This window comes from Mycobacterium neumannii, from assembly GCF_048452905.1.
GTDB lineage: Bacteria > Actinomycetota > Actinomycetes > Mycobacteriales > Mycobacteriaceae > Mycobacterium > Mycobacterium neumannii_B.
In genome coordinates this window covers 1,415,711-1,434,387 of sequence record NZ_JBCGVF010000003.1, presented here as the reverse complement: position 1 = coordinate 1,434,387, position 18,677 = coordinate 1,415,711, and the positions used below count along the sequence as shown (strand labels likewise).

Genomic DNA, 18,677 nt, shown 5'->3' with positions numbered 1-18,677 from the left:
TCGCGGTCGTCGTCATGGCGGCCGGCCTCACCGTGCCTGCGCTGGTGGCTCCCATGGCATCGGCGAATCCGCCTGCCAACCCGACGGTGCCGGCCCGGCCGTTCGTCGATCACGTCGAATGGGCCAAGTGGGGCGATTTGTCGAGTCTGCGCGTGTACCCGACCGCGGCAGGCAGGCAGGCGTCCGGCCCGGCTACTCCAGCTCAGGGCGAGATGGCCTGGGCCGAGGTGCTGGCCCTCGCACCCGATGCGGACATCCCGGGCATGAGGCCGCAATTCGTCTGTCACTGGGAATTCGCCGAGTACTACCAACCCGGCAAGAGCAGTTGGAATCTCGAGCCGTGGCGCCCCGAGGTCCCCTACGAGCAGATGGTGGAGACCGGCTGCAACCCCGGCGGTACCGAAGAGCCGTTCTGATGGCACGCACCTACGGACGCGACGAGGTCGCCGGACTGGTCGATCACACACTGCTCAAGCCGGAAGCGACCGGGGACGACGTCGCCGCGGCCGCCGAGGAGGCTGCGGCCCTCGGCACGTACGCCGTCTGCGTGTCGCCGTCGATGGTTTCGGTCGCCAGACGGTCCGGTTCGCCGTCGCAACTGGTGTGTGCGGTCGTCGGATTCCCTTCAGGCAAACATCTTTCGGCGATCAAAGCCAGTGAGGCGCGGCTCGCGTTGGAAGACGGCGCGGGCGAGATCGACATAGTGATCGACGTGGGAGCCGCGCTGCACGGCGACTTCGCGGCCGTGCGCGCGGACGTCGAAGCCGTGCGTAGCGAGATCGGTGCCCGCGCCACGCTGAAAGTGATCGTCGAGTCCGCCGCGCTGCTCCTGCTCGGGGACGAGCAGACACTGCTGGCCGCCTGCCGCGCCGCGGCGGACGCGGGTGCCGATTTCGTCAAGACCTCCACAGGATTCCATCCGGCAGGCGGGGCGTCGGTACGTGCCGTGGAACTGATGGCGACGGTCGGTCCGCAGGTCAAAGCCAGTGGCGGTATCCGGACCGCCGATGACGCGATCGCGATGTTGAACGCCGGCGCCACCCGATTGGGGTTGTCGGGGACCAGGGCGGTACTCGAGGGCTTCCCGAAACCCGACCGCCGCCAGTAATTTACATTGGCCACCGATATTTGCCGTATAGTGACGTCCGCCCCCGACGGCTGGAACCACCGCAATCTGCGCACGGGAAACCGTGGATAGGACCTGATCATGATGACTCAAAGCGGTTTGCTTCGCCGAGCGGTGGCCGGAGCGGGGGTGACCGCGGTGCTGGCGACGGGCGCGTTCACGGCCGGCTGCGCCTCGCAAGAGGAAGAGGCACCGGAGACGTCGACCACCACGACGACGACCACAACCACCACCACTACGGCGCCGCCTCCGCCCGCCACGCCGACGGAAAAGGCGCCGCGCATCGATCCCAATCAGCCGAACCCGTTCTCGCCCACCGTTCATGCGCCGCCGGCTCCCGGTCCGACGCCCGGTCGACACCGCGGTCCTCACGGCCAGTAGGCGCGGGGCCCACCGGCCCTTGGCCCTGCTCACCGCCGCGCTGCTGATCGCAGCGTCGGGTGCGTGTGCATCACGCACCCCGGCGGTGATCAGCGGCCCCTATGCGGCGCTGCTGGCGAGCTCGACCGACCTGGGTCCGTCACGTTCCGCAGACGCGCAAGTCACGGTCACGCTCGGCGGACCGGAACGTCCGGCCGCTTTGATGGGCTGGGCGGGCGAACGCGACCTCTGGGTGCGCTGGCGGCCCGGCGACGGTTGGGCGATCGTCGAGGGCGCTGCCGGAGATCTCGCGCGCGCATTCGGAATTCCGGTGCGCGACTACCGGTCTGCCAAAGGTGAGGAGTTCTACGCCTCGCCCGAACAGCCCGGTATACCGTCGGAGGTGCGCGACGACGTCACCGCGGTGGGGCGGGTGATGAGCTACACCCCGTACCGCATGAAGCGACCCGACTTTGTTCCCCTCGACGTGCCCAAGGGCGGGCTGACGCCTGACGGATTGTTGTCGGCGTACAACGCGACGTCGTTGGCGGACGCCGGCTTCACCGGTGAGGGCGCGACGATCGTCATCTTCGCGTTCGACAGCGTCGAGCAGGAGGACCTCGATCTGTTCGCCGACACGTCCGGGCTACCCAGGTTCGCACCCGAGATCGTCGGCGGCGAACCGTCCGAGGTGCACGGCGAGACGGCGATGGATCTGCAAGTGGCGCATGCGATTGCGCCCGATGCACGGCTTGTCGTGGTCAACGCCAGGCCGACGGTGGAGGGCGACGGCACGTACGAAAAGCTCGGGAGGCTGTTCGAACAGGTCGACCGCGACTATCCCGGAGCGGTGTGGAGCCTGTCGATCGGATGGGGATGCGAGGCGTTCGTCACCGCGGCCGATCTGGCTCCGGTCGAGGCGGCGTTGACGGCCGCACAGCGGCACGGCACCACGGCGTTCGACGCCAGCGGGGACACCGCGGGCCTGGAGTGCAAAGGCGGAGACCGATGGTCGGCTCCGCCGGGACCCGATGACGTCGGCGTCGACGCGGTCGCGTCACTTCCCACGATGACGTCGGTCGGAGGGACCACGCTGTCAACTGGTACGCGCGGGCAGTGGCTGGCCGAACACACGTGGGTGGATTCCCCACTGTCGCAGGGCAGTAGCGGCGGGGTGGCGAAGCTGTTCGCCCGCCCGGCGTGGCAGGACAAATTGGATGTCGAGCGTGACACCGAGCGCCGCCGGCTGCTCCCCGACGTCTCCGCGGTCGCCGATCCGTTCACCGGTGTGCGGTTCATCTTCGGCCAGCGCGAGGTGGTCGGCGGCGGTACGTCGCAATCGGCGCCGATCTGGGCGGCGCTCACCGTGCTGATGAACCAGTACCTGCTGGCCAACGGTGGGCGACAGGTCGGAAACCTCAATCCGGTGCTGTACCAGGTGGCCTCCGGCTCGCGTCTGCCCGGCTTCCGGGATGTGACCAAGGGCGGCAACGCCGTCGATCTGGCGTCCCCAGGGTACGACCTGGTGACGGGCCTCGGCACCCCGAACACCGAGAACCTCGCCCACAACATTCTCGACCTGCAGAAGACCTCGCGTTGACCGAAGCGTCACCCCGCCGCCGACATCGTTGGCGAGATCCCTTGACGAGCACCCTGTTTCCACATGTGTCGGCTTCGTCGAGGACGACGTTCGGGCTGGCGCTGGCAGCGCTTGCGGCGATGCTGGTCGGGTTCACGGTGCTGCGTTGGCAGGCGCCGCTGATCGCGCTCGGAGCGGCCGGTGTGGCGCTGGTGTTCATCGTCTATCTGCGTCAGGCAGGTCACGACGAATCCCGGCGGTTGGTGCTGACCGCTGCGCTGGCTGCGGGGCTCGGCGTCGCGTGGGCGTTGGCAACCGGCAACATCGTGGCCGAGTCTCACGACGTCGCACTCAGCGGCGGCGAGCTCGATCGCGAAAAGCTGTTCATAGGCACCGCGATACCGGTCGGCGGTGCGCTCGCGATGCTGATCCCGCCGGCAGTGCTGCGGTTGCGGCGCGGGATGGGTCGACTGCCGCTCGACGGCTACGCAGTCGGCGCGTTGAGCGCCGTGGTGTTCACGTCGGCGGCGACTTTGGTCAGACTGGCCCCGCAGTTCGCGACCGGCGTAAGGGCCGAGGACCTGTGGGTCAGCGCGCTTCTGGTGCAGGCCGGTATCCAGGGGTTTTCCCTGCCGCTGACCGCGCTGACGCTCGGCGGGCTCGTCGGCATCGCGCTGTGGGCGGGCCGGCGGAAGATGATCGTCGTCGCGAGTGTGGTTGTGACGCTGGTGCTCTACATGGTCATGGGCGTCACCGAGTACGCCCCGGTACCGCACATTGTGCACCTGATCGTGCATGTCGTGATCGCTGCGGTCGCACTGGCTGCGCTGCGCAATGGACAGCGGGCCCTGGGTCCGGAGCTACCGGTACGGAGCCTCGAGGAAGGCATGGGCCGCGCGCGGGTGCTTGCGACGCTGGGTGCGGGCGCCGCCATCGTGGTGACGGCCGGTGTGGTGGCGGCCGTGCTCGCCACCCCCGACGTCCCAAAGATCTTGTGCCCGCCCGATTGTGGACGCCCACCGATCGGCGAGCCCATCGAATCCAACCCGCGTTTCTATGCCGCCGACGGATCGTTCTCCGTCCAATACCCGGGGCCCGGCAGCGCGTACGAGGCCACCCTCCTTCCGGATGGGGTCGAGCTCGACTTCACCGGCGGGGACACCGGCATGCTCGAACTGTTCGGTCTGCCCGCCGAAAACCGGACCGCCGAGCAGGTCGCCGAGGACCTGATCGACGAGTACTACCCCGACGCCACAACGGAATACGAAATCCCCAACGCGATGGTCGGCTATGAGCCCGGCTACGGCGTCGTCGCCGACGACTATCCGCAGGACGCCAGCGGCAGCTTCACCCGGCTCCGGCTGCTCGTAATGGTCGCGGTCAAAAACGATGTCGCGCTGGTGGCCTCGGCCATCGGCCCGTACCGCGAATTCACCCCCGACTTCGGCACAGGGCATCCATCGGGTGCAAACCTGCAGCTGGCGATCGATATGGGCAAGTACGTCAACAGCTTCCGCTGGACCGGTGTCACCGACTGACGGTCACAGCTCGGTGAAGCAGGGATCCTGCTGACCCTTCGGGATGTCGGCGTTGCGGGTCGAGAACCGGCTCACCACACCGTCGTCGGTGACCTCCACCGAATCGGCTTTGATGTTCATCGGGTAGTTCTTCGTCAGCTCGGAGGTGAACGCGTCCAACGCCGGCTGCACGGCTTCGCGCGGCAGCGTGAAGCCCAGGCCGGTCAGCTCGATCACCTGCAGCGAGATTCCGCCGTCGGCGACCGTCGGCCGCGCCCTGATCGAGCCGAGCGCACCTTCCAACTCGATCGTGTCGTCGGACGGGTTGGTCGTGACCCCGCTGACGAACGCGCCGATGAGCGGGATCGAATCGGAGATGGTCTGCCGGATGCCGTCCGACGACCAGTTGATGTCCGCGACAAGTGAGCCGACCGTGCCGCCCGAGGTGGCAGTGTCCTCGAGGCGGACGTCCTCGATGGTCAACTCGACCTTCATACCCTTGGCGTCGCGGATCTGATTGCCTGCGGTCTCGATGTGGATGTTCGTGTAGTGGCCGGACATGTGCTGGATCAGGAACGGCGGCATGACGCCGAACGATGCGCTGGCCTCGTCTTCGACGACGCATGACGTGACGCCCGCGACGACGTCGTTCGCGCGGTTGCGTGCGTACAGTTCACCGGCCAGTACGCCCGCCAGCACCAGGGCTAGCACGATGACGACCACCAGCACGATCGACAGCGGATCGCGCAGGAGGCTCCTGAGTTTCGACTCGGAGCGCGGTGGCTCGCTCTGGCCCGGTTCATTCGGTCCATGGGGACCGGGTGGCGGGCCCTGGGGTGGTGGCCCCGGCGGGGGCGGGGGCGCCTGGTCCTGCTGAGGTGGGGGGACCTGGCCCTGCGGCGGCGACGGCTGGTTCGGGCGGGCCCACGGGTCAGTCACGAGCGCGATTCTGCCTTACCGCGACGAGCAAAGTCCGCGCGGTTGCGCAGAACCGCGACCGTCTCGCGCACCTTGCGGCCGTCCTCCAGGTCGATGTCGGTCACCAGCAGCTGCGGGTCATCGCCGGCGCTGACCAGCACGTCACCGGTCGGGGACGCCACCAGGCTGCCTCCTACACCGGTCGGGCCGAGCGCGGCGATGTCGGGTTCGGGATAGCCCTGGTCGACGGCGGCGACGAAGCCGGTCGTGTCGATCGCGCGGGCCCTCGCCAGCAACGTCCACTGGTCGAGCTTGCCCGGCCCGCTGCCCCACGACGCGTGCACGGTGATCAGTTGCGCTCCACGTTGTGCCAGCTCGACGTAGAGCTCCGGGAAGCGGACGTCGTAGCACAGCGTCAGCCCGACACCCACGCCGTCGACCTCGATCAGGACCGGCTCCTGGCCGGGGGCGACCGTCTTGGATTCCTTGAACCCGAACGCGTCGTAGAGGTGGATCTTCTCGTAGTGCGCGTCGATGCCGTCGCCGGCGGCGATCAGCGTGTTGAGAACGCGCCCGTCACCGGAAGGCACGAACATTCCCGCCACGACGACGATGCCCGCCCGCTCGGCGATGGCCCGCACGCCCGAGGCCCACGGCCCGTCGAGCGGTTCGGCAACAGGGGCGAGCGGCACCCCGAACCGGCACATCGTCGCCTCGGGGAACAGCACCAACCGCGCGCCCGCGTCCGCGGCGCGGCGGGTGTAGTCCTCCACGACCGCCAGGTTCGCCGACGGGTCGGTGCCGCTGAGGATCTGCGCGAGGGCAATCCGCATAGGGCCCAGACTACGGCGCTGCGCCGATACGACGATTTCGGACGAGTATCGGGGGCGAGTCTCAGACAGGCGCGACGGTCGACCAGGGCACGGTCAGCACCCCATCGCGCGTCCGGCGTCGCGCGGGCACGACAGGAAAACCACTGTCGCGCAACACCTCCAGCATCGCGCGCCACCGCACCCGCGGACCGAACACCCCGTGGCCCGCGACGCTGGCCCACGCGCGATCGGCAGCGGTCAGCAGCGCGTGCACGGGCTGACCGTCGACGTTGTGGTGGATCAGTGCCTTCGGCAGCCGCTCGGCCAGATCGGACGGCCGTTCGATCGCGAACGGGTCGCACGCCAGCGTCAGGCTCACCGGCCCGTCGGCGTCCAGCAGAATCCAGCAGGCTCGCCTGCCGATCTCGTCGCAGGTGCCGTCGACGATGAGGCCACCGGACGCCAGCCGTCGCTGCATCGTCGACCATGCCTGGTGAACCGCGTCCACCGGATACTGCCGCAACACGTTGAACGCCCGCACCAGGACCGGCCGCATCCCCGCCAATTCGAACCCGCCGAGGCCGAACTGCACAGCGGAGGACCCCGCGGCCTGCGCCGCCTGCACGCGGTCGGGATCGATCTCCAGTCCCACGACGCGAATATCGTTGCGCACCACCCGCAGCCGGGCGGCGAGCTCCAGCGTCGTCACTGGCAGGGCGCCGTAACCGAGATCGATGACCAGCGGATCCTCGGCAGCGGCCAGCGCGGCGCGGACCCGCGGCGCGTGAACGAGCCAGCGGTCACTGCGGCGCAGCCGGTTGTAGCCGGTGGTGCCGCGTGTCAGCTGACCGATTGGCCCGCTCATGATCCGAGTGTATGACCCGCCGACGGTTCTGCGTCACCGCCCTCGGCGGTACCAACGCTTGACGGTGCGCCTCAAGCGTTTTCGGCGATCCACAGAGTCGTAAAGTGCTGTTCGGCGATCAGTAGGTCGACCAGCTGGCCACCGATGAAGTTCTCGATCTTGCCGCCCACCAACGGAACTCGCACCTCCACCTCGACGGTGAACTGGAGCCGCGAACCGCTGCCGGCCGGGGCCAGCACCGCCGTGCCCGTCAGGTTGGCAGGTGCCCCGGGGATCGAGCCCTTGACCGTCGCGGTGGCCTGCCCGTCGAGCACCGGGCTCCACACCTCCTCGCGCACGAAGCTCAGGTCCCCGCGGTGGAACTGGGTCACCACACCGGGCAGCCGGTCGGCGCGCAACGTCTGCGTCGTGACGACGTCGATGCCGCCTTGGTCGTCGACGACCATCGAGTCCAGCGAATACATGTCGGCGCCGGAATCGGTCAGCCGCGCGAGCCAGTACCGCTCGTCGCCGAACGCCCGATGGACCTGCTCGACGGTTCCCCCGTACTCGGCGGCCATGTCGAATGAGCGCGGCATAGCTGGTCAGGCTACCGTTACCGCCCGTGGTCGGTTCGCAACTAGGGGGTGCCTCCGTCGAGGAGCGGGTGCCGCTTGCGCCCATGACCACCCTGCGGATTGGACCCGTCGCGCGGCGGCTGATCACCTGCGACACCACACAGAAGGTCATCGACGTGGTCCGCGCGCTCGGCCCCGGCAACGATGCGCTCGTTCTGGCGGGCGGCTCGAACGTCGTGTTGTCCGACGAGCTGACCGATCTTTCCGTGATCTATCTTGCCAACACCGAGATCACCGTCGACGGCGAAGTGCTGCGCGCCGAGGCCGGTGCGGTGTGGGACGACGTCGTGGTCACCTCGCTGGCGCACGGTCTGGGTGGCCTGGAGTGCCTGTCGGGAATACCGGGGTCGGCGGGGGCCACACCGGTGCAGAACGTGGGTGCGTACGGCGCCGAGGTGGCCGACACCATCCGGCGGGTGCGCCTGCTGGACCGTCGCACCGGCGACGACCGCTGGGTCGAACCCGACGCACTGCGGTTCGGCTACCGCACCAGCGTCCTCAAATACGCGCACGACGCGATCGTGCTCGAGGTGGAGTTCGCGCTGGACCCCGCGGGGCACAGCGCGCCGCTGCGCTACCGCGAACTGGCCACCGCGCTGGGCGCCGAACAGGGGACACGCGCCGATCCGCTTGAGGTTCGCGAGGCGGTGCTGGCGCTGCGGGCGAGCAAGGGCATGGTGCTCGACGCGGACGATCACGACACCTGGAGTGTGGGGTCGTTCTTCACCAACCCCGTCATCACGACCGCGGAGTTCGATCGGCTCCGCGCCTCGGTGGACGGACCGGTGCCCAACTACCCGGCCCCCGACGGGGTCAAACTGGCCGCGGGGTGGCTGGTCGAGCAGGCCGGTTTCGGTAAGGGCCATCCGGGCGAAGGCGCCGCAGCCCGGCTGTCGACCAAGCATGCGCTGGCGCTGACCAACCGCGGCGGGGCCACCACCGCCGAGGTGATCGCGCTGGCCAGGACGGTACGTGACGGCGTCCGAACGAAATTCGGGATCGAGCTCACAGCCGAGCCTGTCCTGATCGGGTGCTCCCTGTAGGTACGCTCGATTCACGTGAGTACAGCAGAACCCCTACCGCCGGGGTTCAACCGGCGGCGCGCCCTGGCCGCACTGGCGGTCGGTGTCGTCGCGCCGGGCGTGCTGGCCGCATGCGGCTCCAAGGACGACGGGTCTGTGGCGTCGCAGGACGGTGAAGCGTCCGGAGCCCCCTCGCTGGACTTCACGCCGGCAAACGACGCGACCGAGGTCTCGCCGACCGAGCGCGTCGGTGTCCAGGTCGCCGACGGTTGGTTTCAGCGGGTTTCGTTGACGAACCCCGACGGGAAGGTCGTCGCCGGTGCGCTCAACCGCGACCGCACCGAGTTCACGATCACCGAACCGCTCGGCTACGGCGTGCAGTACACGTGGAAAGGCTCGGTCGTCGGCCGCGACGGCAACGCGGCGCCCGTCGAGGGCTCGTTCTCCACGATCAACCCCAGCACTCAGGTGAGCGGGCGCTTCCAGCTCGGCGACGGTCAGGTCGTCGGGGTGGCGGCGCCGGTCATCATCCAGTTCGACGGGCCGATCAGCGACAAGGCCGCCGTCGAGAAGGCGCTCAAGGTCACCACCGATCCTCAGGTGGAAGGCAGCTGGGCGTGGCTGCCCGACGAGGTCGGCGGGTCGCGCGTGCACTACCGCACAAGCGAGTACTACCCGGCGGGCACCAAGGTGAACGTCGACGCGAAGCTCTACGGGGTGCCGTTCGGCGACGGCGCCTACGGCGCGCAGGACATCTCGCTGCACTTCGAGATCGGGCGCCGCCAGGTGGTCAGGGCCGAGGCGTCGTCGCACCGCATCCAGGTGCTCGACGGGGCGGGCGCCGTGATCATGGACTTCCCCTGCAGCTATGGCGAAGGCGATCTGGACCGCAACGTCACCCGCAGCGGCATCCACGTCGTCACCGAGAAGTACGAGGACTTCTACATGACCAACCCCGCGGCCGGTTACGCCAACATCCGCGAGCGGTTCGCCGTGCGGATCTCGAACAACGGCGAGTTCATCCACGCCAACCCGGCCAGCCTGGGTTCGCAGGGCAACTCGAACGTCACCAACGGCTGCATCAACCTGTCGGAGTCCGACGCCCAGCAGTACTTCAACAGCGCGATCTACGGCGATCCCGTCGAGGTCACCGGCACGCGCATTCAGTTGTCCTACGCCGACGGCGACATCTGGGATTGGGCCGTGCCGTGGGAGGAGTGGAAGTCGATGTCCGCGCTGTCGGACGCGAACGCTCCCGACATGCCGAGCACCGCGCCCGCGACGCCGTCGGGCGCACCCGAGCCGGTGAGCGGTCGTCCGGGCAGGTGACGTTCACGATGTCAGCACGTCCGGCGGCTGACCCGCCTACTGACCGTCGGTGCTGAACAGATACCAGCCGCCGTCGCCGGGGGCGCAGAACCAATACGGGTAGGCCCGGTCGAAGTTCGGATCGTTCCAGACGATGGGGGCGTCCGACTGGCATTCGGCCTCGGTGGCCCAGAACCACGGCTGCCCGTTCGCGTCGGTCTCCAGGTAATCAACGGCATGGGCCGTTCCCGCTGCGCCCATCAAGCCCGCGAACGCCAGTGCAGCGACCGCGATTGCCTTCTTCATGTCATCCCACCCTGTCCAGTTGAATTGATTGCCGAGTGGAAGATAGCGTCCCGCGGCTCAACGATTCGCGCGAACGTGAAAGCAGATCTTCAGGCGCGTCGGTTGAACCGTGATCCGCTGGCACCGCTGACCTGATCGCGCGGCCGCACCACGATCAGGTCGAGATCGACGTGCGACGGACGGCTGGCGACGAAGCCGATGATCTCGGCGATGTCCTCGGCCACCAGCGGAGTGACGCCTTCGTAGACCTTGGCCGCGCGGTCCTCGTCGCCCTCGAATCGGTTAAGCGAGAAGTCCGTCTTCACCATGCCGGGCGCAACTTCGGTGAGGCGCACCGGTTTTCCGAGCAGTTCGCTGCGCAGCGTGCGGTGCAGCACGCCCTGCGCGTGCTTGGCAGAGGTGTAGCCGCCGCCGTTGTCGTAGATCTCCACCGCCGCGATCGAGGTGACCGTGACGATCAGCCCGTCGCCCGAGGCGATCAGCTTCGGCAGCAGCGCGCGGGTCACCAGCAGCGTGCCGAGCACGTTGGCCTCCCACATCCAGCGCCAGTGCTCGACGTCGGCATCGGCGACCGGATCGAGCCCGCGGGCTCCGCCGGCGTTGTTGACCAGCACGTCCACGCGGTCCACTGCGGCCTCCAACGCCGACACCGCCTCTTCAGATGTGACGTCCGCCACAATCGCGGTGCCGCCGATCTCTTCGGTCAGGGCCTTGAGTGGCTCCTCGCGCCGAGCCACGCACACCACGTGAAAGCCAAGGGCTGCAAGGGTTCTCGCGGTCGCCTCACCGATACCGGCACTGGCGCCGGTGACTACCGCGACACGACCGTCGGCTGGGGAAGTCGTCATCAGTCCAACTCTAATTGGCGTGCTAAATTCGCCGAATGTTGTCCAGTCAGGCCTGTATGCGGCGCGCGTGTTGTTCTTGCACGCCTCGCCGCGCCTGACTGTTTCGGAGACGCCATCGCTGTCCTGCTGAATCGCCGGGTGTGGCCCGAACACCTCCGCCGGCCGAATTCTCCCCAAGGACAAGCAGATGAGCACTTCCGTCACCACCCTCGCCGCCGACACCCCCGTGCGCAGCGTGCAGCGCCCCAAGCAGACGCTGACGCCCGTGACCGGCCGGCACCGCCAGGCCCGCACGCGGATCGTCGCGCCGTCGCTGAAGGTCGCCGACGCGGCCGCCGCCTCGGTGTTCAGTGCGGCCCGCCTGCGCGGACCGATCGCCCGTGACACGATTGCCCGGATCACCGGGCTGAGCATCGCGACCGTTAACCGCCAGGTCACCGTGCTGCTCGAGGCCTGCGTGCTGCGGGAACGCGCCGACCTCGCGGTCTCCGGCGCGATCGGCAGGCCGCGGGTGCCCGTCGAGGTGAACCACGAGCCCTTCCTCACGCTCGGCATCCACATCGGCGCGAAAACCACCAGCATCGTCGCCACCGACCTTTTCGGCCGCACCCTCGACGTAGTGGAGACGCCGACGCCGCGGGGCCCGCAGGGCGCGGCGCTGACGTCGCTGGCCGGCAGCGCCCGCCGATACCTGAGCCGCTGGCATCGCCGACGCCCGCTGTGGGTCGGTGTGGCGGCCGGCGGTGTCGTCGACAGCGCGACCGGCTACCTGGACCACCCGCGACTGGGATGGTCGGACGCGCCGGTCGGCCCCGTGCTCGCCGAGGCGATCGGACTGCCGGTGTCGGTGGCCTCGCATGTCGACGCGATGGCGGGCGCCGAACTCCTGCTGGGGGCGCGCAGGCAACCGTCGACCACATGGCCGGAAACGCTTCTCGCCCCCGCGGGCACGAGCCTTTACGTTTACGCTCGCGAGACCGTCGGCTACGCGCTGTCCATCGGCGGGCGCGTGCACTCTCCGGCCAGTGGTCCCGGCACCATCGCTGCGCTGCCCGCGAACTCCGAATTGCTCGGCGGCAGTGGCCAATTGGAATCGACCGTCAGCGACGAGGCGGTGTTGATCGCCGCTCGCAAAGCGCGCGTCATTCCGCTCGAGGGGCCCGGCTCGACGATGCAGGCGCTGCTCAAGACCGCGCGTCAGGGCAGCCGGCCGACGCAGGAACTGCTGGCCGAGCGTGCCCGGGTGTTGGGTGAGGCCGTCGCCCTGCTGCGCGACATGCTCAACCCCGACGACCTCGTCGTCGGCGGTCAGGCGTTCACCGGGTACCCCGAGGGCATGGCCACCGTGGAGGCCGCGTTCGCGCAGCGATCGGTGATGCCCGCCCGCGAGATCCGGCTCACCGTGTTCGGCAACCGCGTGCAGGAGGCCGGCGCCGGGGTGGTGTCGCTGGGCGGGCTGTACGCCGACCCGATCGGCGCCATGCGGCGCGCGCAACCCCGCCGACCCGAAGCCAGGCCCGAGGTCCCTGCGTGACGGGGCGCCTCGCGCCGACGGTGTAGACATGTCTGTGTGCGCCTAGCAACGGATCCGTCCCGTTCTGATGCCGCCGGACTTCCGGTCCCCAGGCGCGTCGCCGTGCTGTCGGTGCACACGTCGCCGTTGGCCCAGCCCGGCACCGGCGACGCGGGCGGGATGAACGTCTACGTGCTCCAGAGCGCGCTGCAGATGGCCCGCCGCGGGGTCGAAGTGGAGATCTTCACACGTGCGACCTCGTCGGCCGACCAGCCGACCGTGCGGGTCGCTCCCGGTGTGCTGGTGCGCAACGTGGTCGCAGGCCCGTTCGAGGGGCTCGACAAGTACGACCTGCCCACCCAGTTGTGCGCGTTCACCGCGGGGGTGCTGCGCGCGGAGGCGACGCACGAACCGGGCTACTACGACATCGTCCATTCGCACTACTGGCTCTCGGGTCAGGTCGGCTGGTTGGCGCGCGATCGCTGGGCGGTGCCGCTCGTGCACACCGCGCACACGCTGGCCGCGGTCAAGAACGCCGCGCTGGCCGAGGGTGATTCACCCGAACCGCCGCTGCGCGCGGTCGGGGAGCAGCAGGTCGTCGACGAGGCCGACCGGTTGATCGTCAACACCGAACACGAAGCACAGCAACTGGTTTCAGTGCACAACGCCGATCCGGCGAGGATCGACGTGGTACACCCCGGCGTCGACCTGGAGACGTTCACACCCGGGGATCGAAACGCCGCGCGTGCCGCGCTGGGACTCGACACCGACGAGCAGGTGGTCGCGTTCGTCGGGCGCATCCAGCCGCTGAAGGCGCCCGACGTCGCACTGCGCGCCGCGGCCAAACTGCCGGGCGTCCGCGTGCTGGTGGCCGGCGGCCCCTCCGGCTCCGGACTGCAGGCCCCCGACGGGCTGATTCGACTGGCCAACGATCTGGGTATCTCCGACCGGGTGACGTTCCTGCCGCCCCAGTCGCGCGAAGAGCTGGTCAACGTGTACCGGGCCGCCGACCTGGTGGCCGTACCCAGCTATTCGGAGTCCTTCGGCCTGGTCGCGGTCGAGGCCCAGGCGTGCGGGACGCCGGTGGTGGCCGCCGCGGTCGGCGGGTTGCCGGTCGCGGTGCGCGACGGTGTCACCGGGGCACTGGTCGACGGGCACGACGACGGCGACTGGGCGCACGCCATCGGCGATGTGCTGGGCCGCGCCGACGCCCTCAGGCCCGCGGCCGCGGCCCACGCGGCGACGTTCTCGTGGGCCCGTACCGTCGATGCGCTGTTGGCCAGTTACGGTCGCGCCATCGCTGACTACCGGGCATGTCATCAGATGCGTGACGGCGCGCGCCGCACTGGTCGGCGGTTCTCGCGGCGGCGGGGGGTGCGGGCATGACCAACGCGGCGAAGATCATCGAAGAGGCGTGCAAGGAGAACGGCCTGGTCTGCACGTATCACGAAGGTGCGCGCGGCGGGTTGGCCGGCATCATCGTCGAACTGCCCGGTGAGCGACGACTCAAGACCAACACGATCCTGTCGATCGGCGAGCACTCGGTACGCATCGAGGCGTTCGTCTGCCGCAAACCCGACGAGAACCACGAGGGCGTCTACCGGTTCCTGCTCAAGCGCAACCGCCGCCTCTACGGGGTGGCGTACACGCTGGACAACGTCGGCGACATCTACCTCGTCGGGCGGATGTCGCTGGAATCGGTGACCTCCGAGGAGGTCGACCGGATCCTCGGTCAGGTGCTCGAAGCCGTCGACAACGACTTCAACACGTTGTTGGAGTTGGGATTTCGCTCATCGATCCAGAAAGAGTGGGAATGGCGGGTTTCGCGCGGCGAGTCGCTGAAGAACCTGCAGGCGTTCGCCCACCTGATCGACGACGAGGACGACTGACCCTTTCGCCCAGACCGACGTTTTGGCGGCTTTTTTCGATCGAATTCCACCATTTCGTCGGTCTCGGTACGGGGGGTGGGCGATCCGTCTGCCGTGAGAGGATTGTGCCATGTCTGATTCCCGGGGTGACTGCACGCTGATCCTGCTCCGCCACGGCCAGAGCGACTGGAACGAGAAGAACCTGTTCACCGGCTGGGTCGACGTCGACCTCACCGAGAAGGGCCGCGCCGAAGCGGTGCGCGCGGGCGAGCTGATCTCAGAACTCGATCGCCAGCCCGACGTGGTCTACACCTCGCTGCTGCGCCGCGCGATCACCACCGCGAATCTGGCCCTGGACAAGGCCGACCGGCACTGGATCCCGGTGCACCGCGACTGGCGGCTCAACGAGCGCCACTACGGCGCGCTGCAGGGCCTGGACAAGGCCGAGACCAAGGAGCGCTACGGCGACGAGCAGTTCATGGCGTGGCGGCGCAGCTACGACACCCCGCCGCCGCCGATCGAGCCGGGCAGCACCTACAGCGAGGACGGCGACCCGCGTTACGCCGACCTGCCCGACGGTCCGCCGCGCACCGAATGCCTCAAGGACGTCGTCGAGCGGTTCGTGCCGTACTACACCGAGACGATCGAACCCGACCTGCGCGCGGGTAAGACCGTGCTGATCGCCGCGCACGGCAACTCGCTGCGCGCTCTGGTCAAACACCTCGACGGGATGTCTGACGAGGACGTCGTCGGCCTCAACATCCCCACCGGCATCCCGCTGCGCTACGACCTGGACTCCGCCCTCAAGCCGAAGATCATCGGCGGCACGTATCTGGATCCCGAGGCCGCCGCCGCCGGCGCCGCAGCGGTCGCCTCACAGGGCGCCAAGTAGTCCGTGCGCAGTCCCAGGCGAACGGATGGTGAACAGCGGGGGTCCGGAGCCCGAATTTCGGTGTTTCGGTATGTGAGTTGTCCCGTTTTGGTCGCACGCTGCTGGGATGACGTTCACCGGGTGCGTACGATTTCGGCGTGAGTGTCGTTTGGGCACTGCTGCTGGCAGCGGTGGTCGCACTACTCGCTCTGGGGGCAGGTATCGCGCTCGGGGCGCGTTTGAGCCCCCGTCTCGCGGATCGCAGACAGCGTCGCACCACCGCGCAGACCGGGGTCACGGTCTCACAGATGCTCTCCCACATCGCATCGCGGGCACCCACGGGAATCGTGGTGGTCGACCACTTCCGTGACGTCGTCTACGTCAACGACCGGGCCCGCGAGCTGGGACTGGTTCGCGACCGGCTGCTCGACGAGCGGGCCTGGCGGGCCGCCGAGCGCACACTGGCCACCGGCCAGCCCGGCGACGTCGACCTCAGAGCACACAAGCGCGTCAACCCCGGCCGGTCCGGCCTGTCGGTGCGCGGACACGTGCAGCTGCTGACCGACCAGGACCGCCGATTCGCCGTCGTCTACGTCGACGACCACTCCGAATACGCGAGGATGGAAGCGACTCGCAGGGATTTCGTCGCCAACGTCAGCCATGAGCTCAAAACGCCGGTCGGGGCGATGGGACTGCTGGCCGAGGCGCTGCTCGCATCGGCAGACGACCCCGAGACCGTGCGCCGATTCGCCGAGCGGATGGTCGCCGAGTCGAACCGGCTGGCCAGCATGATCGGCGAGCTGATCGAGCTGTCGCGGTTGCAGGGCGCCGAGCGCCTGCCCGACCTCGCGGCCGTCGACGTCGACACCGTGGTGTCTGAGGCGCTGTCGCGGCACAAGGTGCCCGCCGACAACGCAGACATCAAGATCACCACCGACGCGCCGACCGGTTTCCGCGCCCTCGGCGACCAGGCGCTGCTGGTCACCGCGATCGCGAACCTGGTCTCCAACGCGATCGCGTACTCACCGCACGGGTCGTCGGTGTCGATCAGCCGCAGGCGGCGCGGGGACAACATTGAGATCGCCGTCACCGACCGCGGTATCGGCATCGCCCGCGAGGACCAGGAGCGGGTTTTCGAGCGATTCTTCCGCGTCGACAAGGCGCGGTCCCGGGCCACCGGCGGCACCGGGCTCGGGTTGGCCATCGTCAAACACGTGGCGGCCAACCACAACGGAAGCATCCGGCTGTGGAGTCAGCCGGGAACGGGATCGACGTTCACCCTGTCGATTCCGGCCTATCCCGATCACGAATCGGACGAACGAGAGGACCAGCGAAACCAATGACCAGTGTGCTGATCGTGGAGGACGAGGAGTCCTTGGCTGATCCCCTGGCCTTTCTTCTTCGCAAAGAGGGCTTCGAGGCCACCGTCGTCACCGACGGGCCCGCGGCCTTGGCCGAGTTCGAGCGCTCCGGCGCCGACATCGTGCTGCTCGACCTGATGCTGCCTGGTATGAGCGGTACGGACGTGTGCCGCCAATTACGTTCGCGCTCAAGCGTTCCGGTCATCATGGTGACCGCTCGCGACAGCGAGATCGACAAGGTCGTCGGGCTCGAACTCGGCGCCGACGATTACGTCACCAAGCCGTACTCGGCCCGCGAGCTGATCGCCCGTATCCGTGCGGTGTTGCGGCGCGGCGCCGAGAACGACGATTCGGGGATCGGTGACGGCGTGCTCGAGGCCGGGCCGGTCCGAATGGACGTCGAGCGCCACGTGGTTTCGGTGAATGGGCAGCCGGTCACGATGCCGCTCAAGGAATTCGACCTGCTCGAGTACCTGATGCGAAACAGCGGCCGGGTGTTGACCCGCGGCCAGCTCATCGACCGCGTGTGGGGTGCTGACTACGTCGGCGACACCAAAACCCTTGACGTACACGTGAAGCGGCTGAGGTCCAAGATCGAGGCCGATCCGGCCAACCCCGTGCATCTGGTCACCGTCCGCGGCCTGGGCTACAAACTCGAGGGCTGACGCCCGCCTAACCCGTGGTGCCGCCCATGATCTCGAGGACGTCGAACGTGTTGACACCGGCGGTGATCGACGGGTCGCGCTCGGCGATCGCGAGCACCTCGGCGCGATCAGCGGCGCGCAGCACGCCCATTCCCCATACGCCTTCGGGATCGGCGACCGGGCCGTAGACGACCACGCGGCCCTCCGCCAGCAGTCGCCCCCAGTACTCCTGATGGGCCGACATCGCCTGCTGCTCGGCGGGCGTCATGGTCTGGGCGAAATCCGGTCGCGGCGGGATCAACCGGAACAGGAACAGCGATACGCCGCCCGAAGGTTCGGTCATCCGGCCAGGCGGGTGGCGGGGTGCACGGCGATGAGCCCTAATCCGCTGCGCCGCTTGCACATCGCCGCGAGCTCCGCGTACGCCTTCTCGCCGAGCAGTTCGGTGAGTTCGGGGCCGTAGGACTCCCACACCTGCCTGCTGCCGACGTGTGCGTTCGGATCACCGGTGCAGTACCAGTGCAGGTCGGCGCCGCCTTCACCCCAGCCGCGACGGTCGTACTCGGTGATCCACGTCTTGAGGACCTCGGTCCCGTCGGGCCGTTCCACCCACTCCTGTGTGCGACGGATCGGCAGCTGCCAGCACACATCGGGTTTCATGGTCAGCGGTTCGACGCCGAGCTTGAGCGCCTTGCTGTGCAGTGCGCATCCGATACCGCCTGCGAAACCGGGCCGGTTGAGGAAGATGCAGGCGCCCTTGTACTTCCGGGTGCGCAGGTTGGGCTTGTCGTCGTACTCGTCCATCTCGAGGTAGCCCTTTTTGCCGAGCCCCTTCTCGCGGAACTGCCAGTCCTCGTCGGTGAGCGTTTTCACCGCGTCGTCGAGGCGCGCGATGTCGTCGTCGTCGGACATGAACGCGCCGTGCGAACAACACCCGTCATCCGGGCGTCCTTCCACCGTGCCCTTGCACGCCGGGGTACCGAACACACACGTCCACCGCGAGAGCAGCCACGTCAGATCGGCCGCGATCAAGTGCTCGGGATTGTCGGGGTCGTAAAACTCGACCCACTCACGGGCGAAATCGAGTTCGACCTCTCCATGGTGCGGTGCAGTCACAATTCTCAACGGTAGACCCATTAAGT

21 protein-coding genes are annotated in these 18,677 nt (G+C 68.4%); 13 read left to right on the top strand and 8 right to left on the bottom strand.

The features are described 5' to 3' along the window. The first annotated feature begins 14 nt into the window (after positions 1 to 14). From AAHH99_RS13415 to AAHH99_RS13395, 5 genes are all read left to right on the top strand, one after another. Positions 15 to 416, top strand: coding sequence for a DUF2599 domain-containing protein (locus AAHH99_RS13415; protein WP_418769622.1), 402 nt, complete (start codon positions 15 to 17; stop codon positions 414 to 416). Next, on the top strand, positions 416 to 1,108 hold the full coding sequence (deoC, locus tag AAHH99_RS13410; protein WP_418769043.1) for a deoxyribose-phosphate aldolase: 693 nt from the start codon (positions 416 to 418) through the stop codon (positions 1,106 to 1,108). Before AAHH99_RS13415 ends, deoC begins: the two co-directional genes overlap by 1 nt. 99 nt (positions 1,109 to 1,207) lie before the next feature. Then, entirely contained in the window at positions 1,208 to 1,507 is a 300-nt protein-coding gene (locus tag AAHH99_RS13405) for a hypothetical protein (protein ID WP_418769042.1), read from the top strand. Continuing rightward, complete coding sequence (locus AAHH99_RS13400; RefSeq protein ID WP_418769041.1) at positions 1,449 to 3,086, top strand: S53 family peptidase; 1,638 nt, start codon at positions 1,449 to 1,451, stop codon at positions 3,084 to 3,086. Before AAHH99_RS13405 ends, AAHH99_RS13400 begins: the two co-directional genes overlap by 59 nt. Positions 3,087 to 3,127: 41 nt before the next feature. Continuing rightward, a complete protein-coding gene (locus AAHH99_RS13395) occupies positions 3,128 to 4,603 on the top strand; it encodes a zinc ribbon domain-containing protein (RefSeq protein WP_418769040.1) in 1,476 nt (491 codons plus the stop codon). 3 nt (positions 4,604 to 4,606) lie between these two features. Here the strand turns inward: AAHH99_RS13395 and AAHH99_RS13390 are convergent, their stop codons facing one another. The 4 genes from AAHH99_RS13390 to AAHH99_RS13375 form a co-directional block, all read right to left on the bottom strand. Beyond that, entirely contained in the window at positions 4,607 to 5,521 is a 915-nt protein-coding gene (locus AAHH99_RS13390; RefSeq protein WP_418769039.1) for a DUF2993 domain-containing protein, read from the bottom strand. After that, positions 5,518 to 6,333 carry a carbon-nitrogen hydrolase family protein gene (locus tag AAHH99_RS13385; protein ID WP_418769038.1) on the bottom strand — a complete coding sequence of 272 codons (816 nt, stop codon included), beginning with the start codon at positions 6,331 to 6,333 and terminating at the stop codon, positions 5,518 to 5,520. Before AAHH99_RS13385 ends, AAHH99_RS13390 begins: the two co-directional genes overlap by 4 nt. 61 nt (positions 6,334 to 6,394) lie before the next feature. After that, positions 6,395 to 7,177 (bottom strand): class I SAM-dependent methyltransferase, encoded by a 783-nt coding sequence (locus AAHH99_RS13380; RefSeq protein ID WP_418769037.1) that lies wholly within the window; start codon positions 7,175 to 7,177, stop codon positions 6,395 to 6,397. Positions 7,178 to 7,248: 71 nt separating this feature from the next. Further along, positions 7,249 to 7,755 carry a DUF2505 domain-containing protein gene (locus tag AAHH99_RS13375; protein WP_418769036.1) on the bottom strand — a complete coding sequence of 169 codons (507 nt, stop codon included), beginning with the start codon at positions 7,753 to 7,755 and terminating at the stop codon, positions 7,249 to 7,251. 26 nt (positions 7,756 to 7,781) lie between these two features. On the opposite strand from AAHH99_RS13375, the gene AAHH99_RS13370 reads away from it, so the two are divergent. Beyond that, entirely contained in the window at positions 7,782 to 8,837 is a 1,056-nt protein-coding gene (locus tag AAHH99_RS13370; protein WP_418769035.1) for a UDP-N-acetylmuramate dehydrogenase, read from the top strand. 15 nt (positions 8,838 to 8,852) lie between these two features. Continuing rightward, on the top strand, positions 8,853 to 10,145 hold the full coding sequence (locus tag AAHH99_RS13365) for a L,D-transpeptidase (protein ID WP_418769034.1): 1,293 nt from the start codon (positions 8,853 to 8,855) through the stop codon (positions 10,143 to 10,145). Between the two features lie 36 nt (positions 10,146 to 10,181). Here the strand turns inward: AAHH99_RS13365 and AAHH99_RS13360 are convergent, their stop codons facing one another. After that, entirely contained in the window at positions 10,182 to 10,430 is a 249-nt protein-coding gene (locus AAHH99_RS13360) for a hypothetical protein (RefSeq protein WP_068200513.1), read from the bottom strand. Between the two features lie 89 nt (positions 10,431 to 10,519). Next, positions 10,520 to 11,278, bottom strand: a complete 759-nt coding sequence (locus AAHH99_RS13355) for an SDR family oxidoreductase (protein ID WP_418769033.1) — start codon at positions 11,276 to 11,278, stop codon at positions 10,520 to 10,522. 187 nt (positions 11,279 to 11,465) lie between these two features. On the opposite strand from AAHH99_RS13355, the gene AAHH99_RS13350 reads away from it, so the two are divergent. The 6 genes from AAHH99_RS13350 to regX all read left to right on the top strand — a co-directional run bounded on the left by AAHH99_RS13350 (position 11,466) and on the right by regX (position 17,556). Further along, complete coding sequence (locus AAHH99_RS13350) at positions 11,466 to 12,812, top strand: ROK family protein (RefSeq protein WP_418769032.1); 1,347 nt, start codon at positions 11,466 to 11,468, stop codon at positions 12,810 to 12,812. A gap of 36 nt (positions 12,813 to 12,848) precedes the next feature. Beyond that, the gene (gene mshA, locus AAHH99_RS13345; RefSeq protein ID WP_418769031.1) at positions 12,849 to 14,177 is read left to right on the top strand and encodes a D-inositol-3-phosphate glycosyltransferase; all 1,329 of its coding nucleotides are present in this window, start codon (positions 12,849 to 12,851) and stop codon (positions 14,175 to 14,177) included. Continuing rightward, the gene (locus AAHH99_RS13340; RefSeq protein WP_418769030.1) at positions 14,174 to 14,680 is read left to right on the top strand and encodes a YbjN domain-containing protein; all 507 of its coding nucleotides are present in this window, start codon (positions 14,174 to 14,176) and stop codon (positions 14,678 to 14,680) included. The genes mshA and AAHH99_RS13340 overlap by 4 nt, the downstream gene beginning before the upstream one ends. 109 nt (positions 14,681 to 14,789) lie before the next feature. Continuing rightward, positions 14,790 to 15,551 carry a phosphoglyceromutase gene (locus AAHH99_RS13335; RefSeq protein WP_418769029.1) on the top strand — a complete coding sequence of 254 codons (762 nt, stop codon included), beginning with the start codon at positions 14,790 to 14,792 and terminating at the stop codon, positions 15,549 to 15,551. 137 nt (positions 15,552 to 15,688) lie between these two features. Further along, a complete protein-coding gene (locus tag AAHH99_RS13330; RefSeq protein ID WP_418769028.1) occupies positions 15,689 to 16,873 on the top strand; it encodes a sensor histidine kinase in 1,185 nt (394 codons plus the stop codon). Beyond that, a complete protein-coding gene (gene regX, locus AAHH99_RS13325) occupies positions 16,870 to 17,556 on the top strand; it encodes a two-component sensory transduction protein RegX (RefSeq protein WP_418769027.1) in 687 nt (228 codons plus the stop codon). Before AAHH99_RS13330 ends, regX begins: the two co-directional genes overlap by 4 nt. A gap of 7 nt (positions 17,557 to 17,563) precedes the next feature. Here the strand turns inward: regX and AAHH99_RS13320 are convergent, their stop codons facing one another. Both AAHH99_RS13320 and AAHH99_RS13315 read right to left on the bottom strand, forming a co-directional pair. Next, positions 17,564 to 17,878, bottom strand: coding sequence for a YciI family protein (locus AAHH99_RS13320; RefSeq protein WP_418769026.1), 315 nt, complete (start codon positions 17,876 to 17,878; stop codon positions 17,564 to 17,566). Beyond that, positions 17,875 to 18,672 (bottom strand): hypothetical protein, encoded by a 798-nt coding sequence (locus tag AAHH99_RS13315; RefSeq protein ID WP_418769025.1) that lies wholly within the window; start codon positions 18,670 to 18,672, stop codon positions 17,875 to 17,877. Before AAHH99_RS13315 ends, AAHH99_RS13320 begins: the two co-directional genes overlap by 4 nt. Positions 18,673 to 18,677: the final 5 nt, after the last annotated feature.

What these genes read in the sequence shown, in the direction of transcription:
- AAHH99_RS13415 (WP_418769622.1), top strand. Translation starts at nt 15, where the DNA reads ATGGCGGCCGGCCTCACCGTGCCTGCGCTGGTGGCTCCCATGGCATCG.
- deoC (WP_418769043.1), top strand. Translation starts at nt 416, where the DNA reads ATGGCACGCACCTACGGACGCGACGAGGTCGCCGGACTGGTCGATCAC.
- AAHH99_RS13405 (WP_418769042.1), top strand. Translation starts at nt 1,208, where the DNA reads ATGATGACTCAAAGCGGTTTGCTTCGCCGAGCGGTGGCCGGAGCGGGG.
- AAHH99_RS13400 (WP_418769041.1), top strand. Translation starts at nt 1,449, where the DNA reads ATGCGCCGCCGGCTCCCGGTCCGACGCCCGGTCGACACCGCGGTCCTC.
- AAHH99_RS13385 (WP_418769038.1), bottom strand. Translation starts at nt 6,333, where the DNA reads ATGCGGATTGCCCTCGCGCAGATCCTCAGCGGCACCGACCCGTCGGCG.
- AAHH99_RS13380 (WP_418769037.1), bottom strand. Translation starts at nt 7,177, where the DNA reads ATGAGCGGGCCAATCGGTCAGCTGACACGCGGCACCACCGGCTACAAC.
- AAHH99_RS13375 (WP_418769036.1), bottom strand. Translation starts at nt 7,755, where the DNA reads ATGCCGCGCTCATTCGACATGGCCGCCGAGTACGGGGGAACCGTCGAG.
- AAHH99_RS13360 (WP_068200513.1), bottom strand. Translation starts at nt 10,430, where the DNA reads ATGAAGAAGGCAATCGCGGTCGCTGCACTGGCGTTCGCGGGCTTGATG.
- AAHH99_RS13355 (WP_418769033.1), bottom strand. Translation starts at nt 11,278, where the DNA reads ATGACGACTTCCCCAGCCGACGGTCGTGTCGCGGTAGTCACCGGCGCC.
- AAHH99_RS13350 (WP_418769032.1), top strand. Translation starts at nt 11,466, where the DNA reads ATGAGCACTTCCGTCACCACCCTCGCCGCCGACACCCCCGTGCGCAGC.
- AAHH99_RS13340 (WP_418769030.1), top strand. Translation starts at nt 14,174, where the DNA reads ATGACCAACGCGGCGAAGATCATCGAAGAGGCGTGCAAGGAGAACGGC.
- AAHH99_RS13335 (WP_418769029.1), top strand. Translation starts at nt 14,790, where the DNA reads ATGTCTGATTCCCGGGGTGACTGCACGCTGATCCTGCTCCGCCACGGC.
- regX (WP_418769027.1), top strand. Translation starts at nt 16,870, where the DNA reads ATGACCAGTGTGCTGATCGTGGAGGACGAGGAGTCCTTGGCTGATCCC.
- AAHH99_RS13320 (WP_418769026.1), bottom strand. Translation starts at nt 17,878, where the DNA reads ATGACCGAACCTTCGGGCGGCGTATCGCTGTTCCTGTTCCGGTTGATC.
- AAHH99_RS13315 (WP_418769025.1), bottom strand. Translation starts at nt 18,672, where the DNA reads ATGGGTCTACCGTTGAGAATTGTGACTGCACCGCACCATGGAGAGGTC.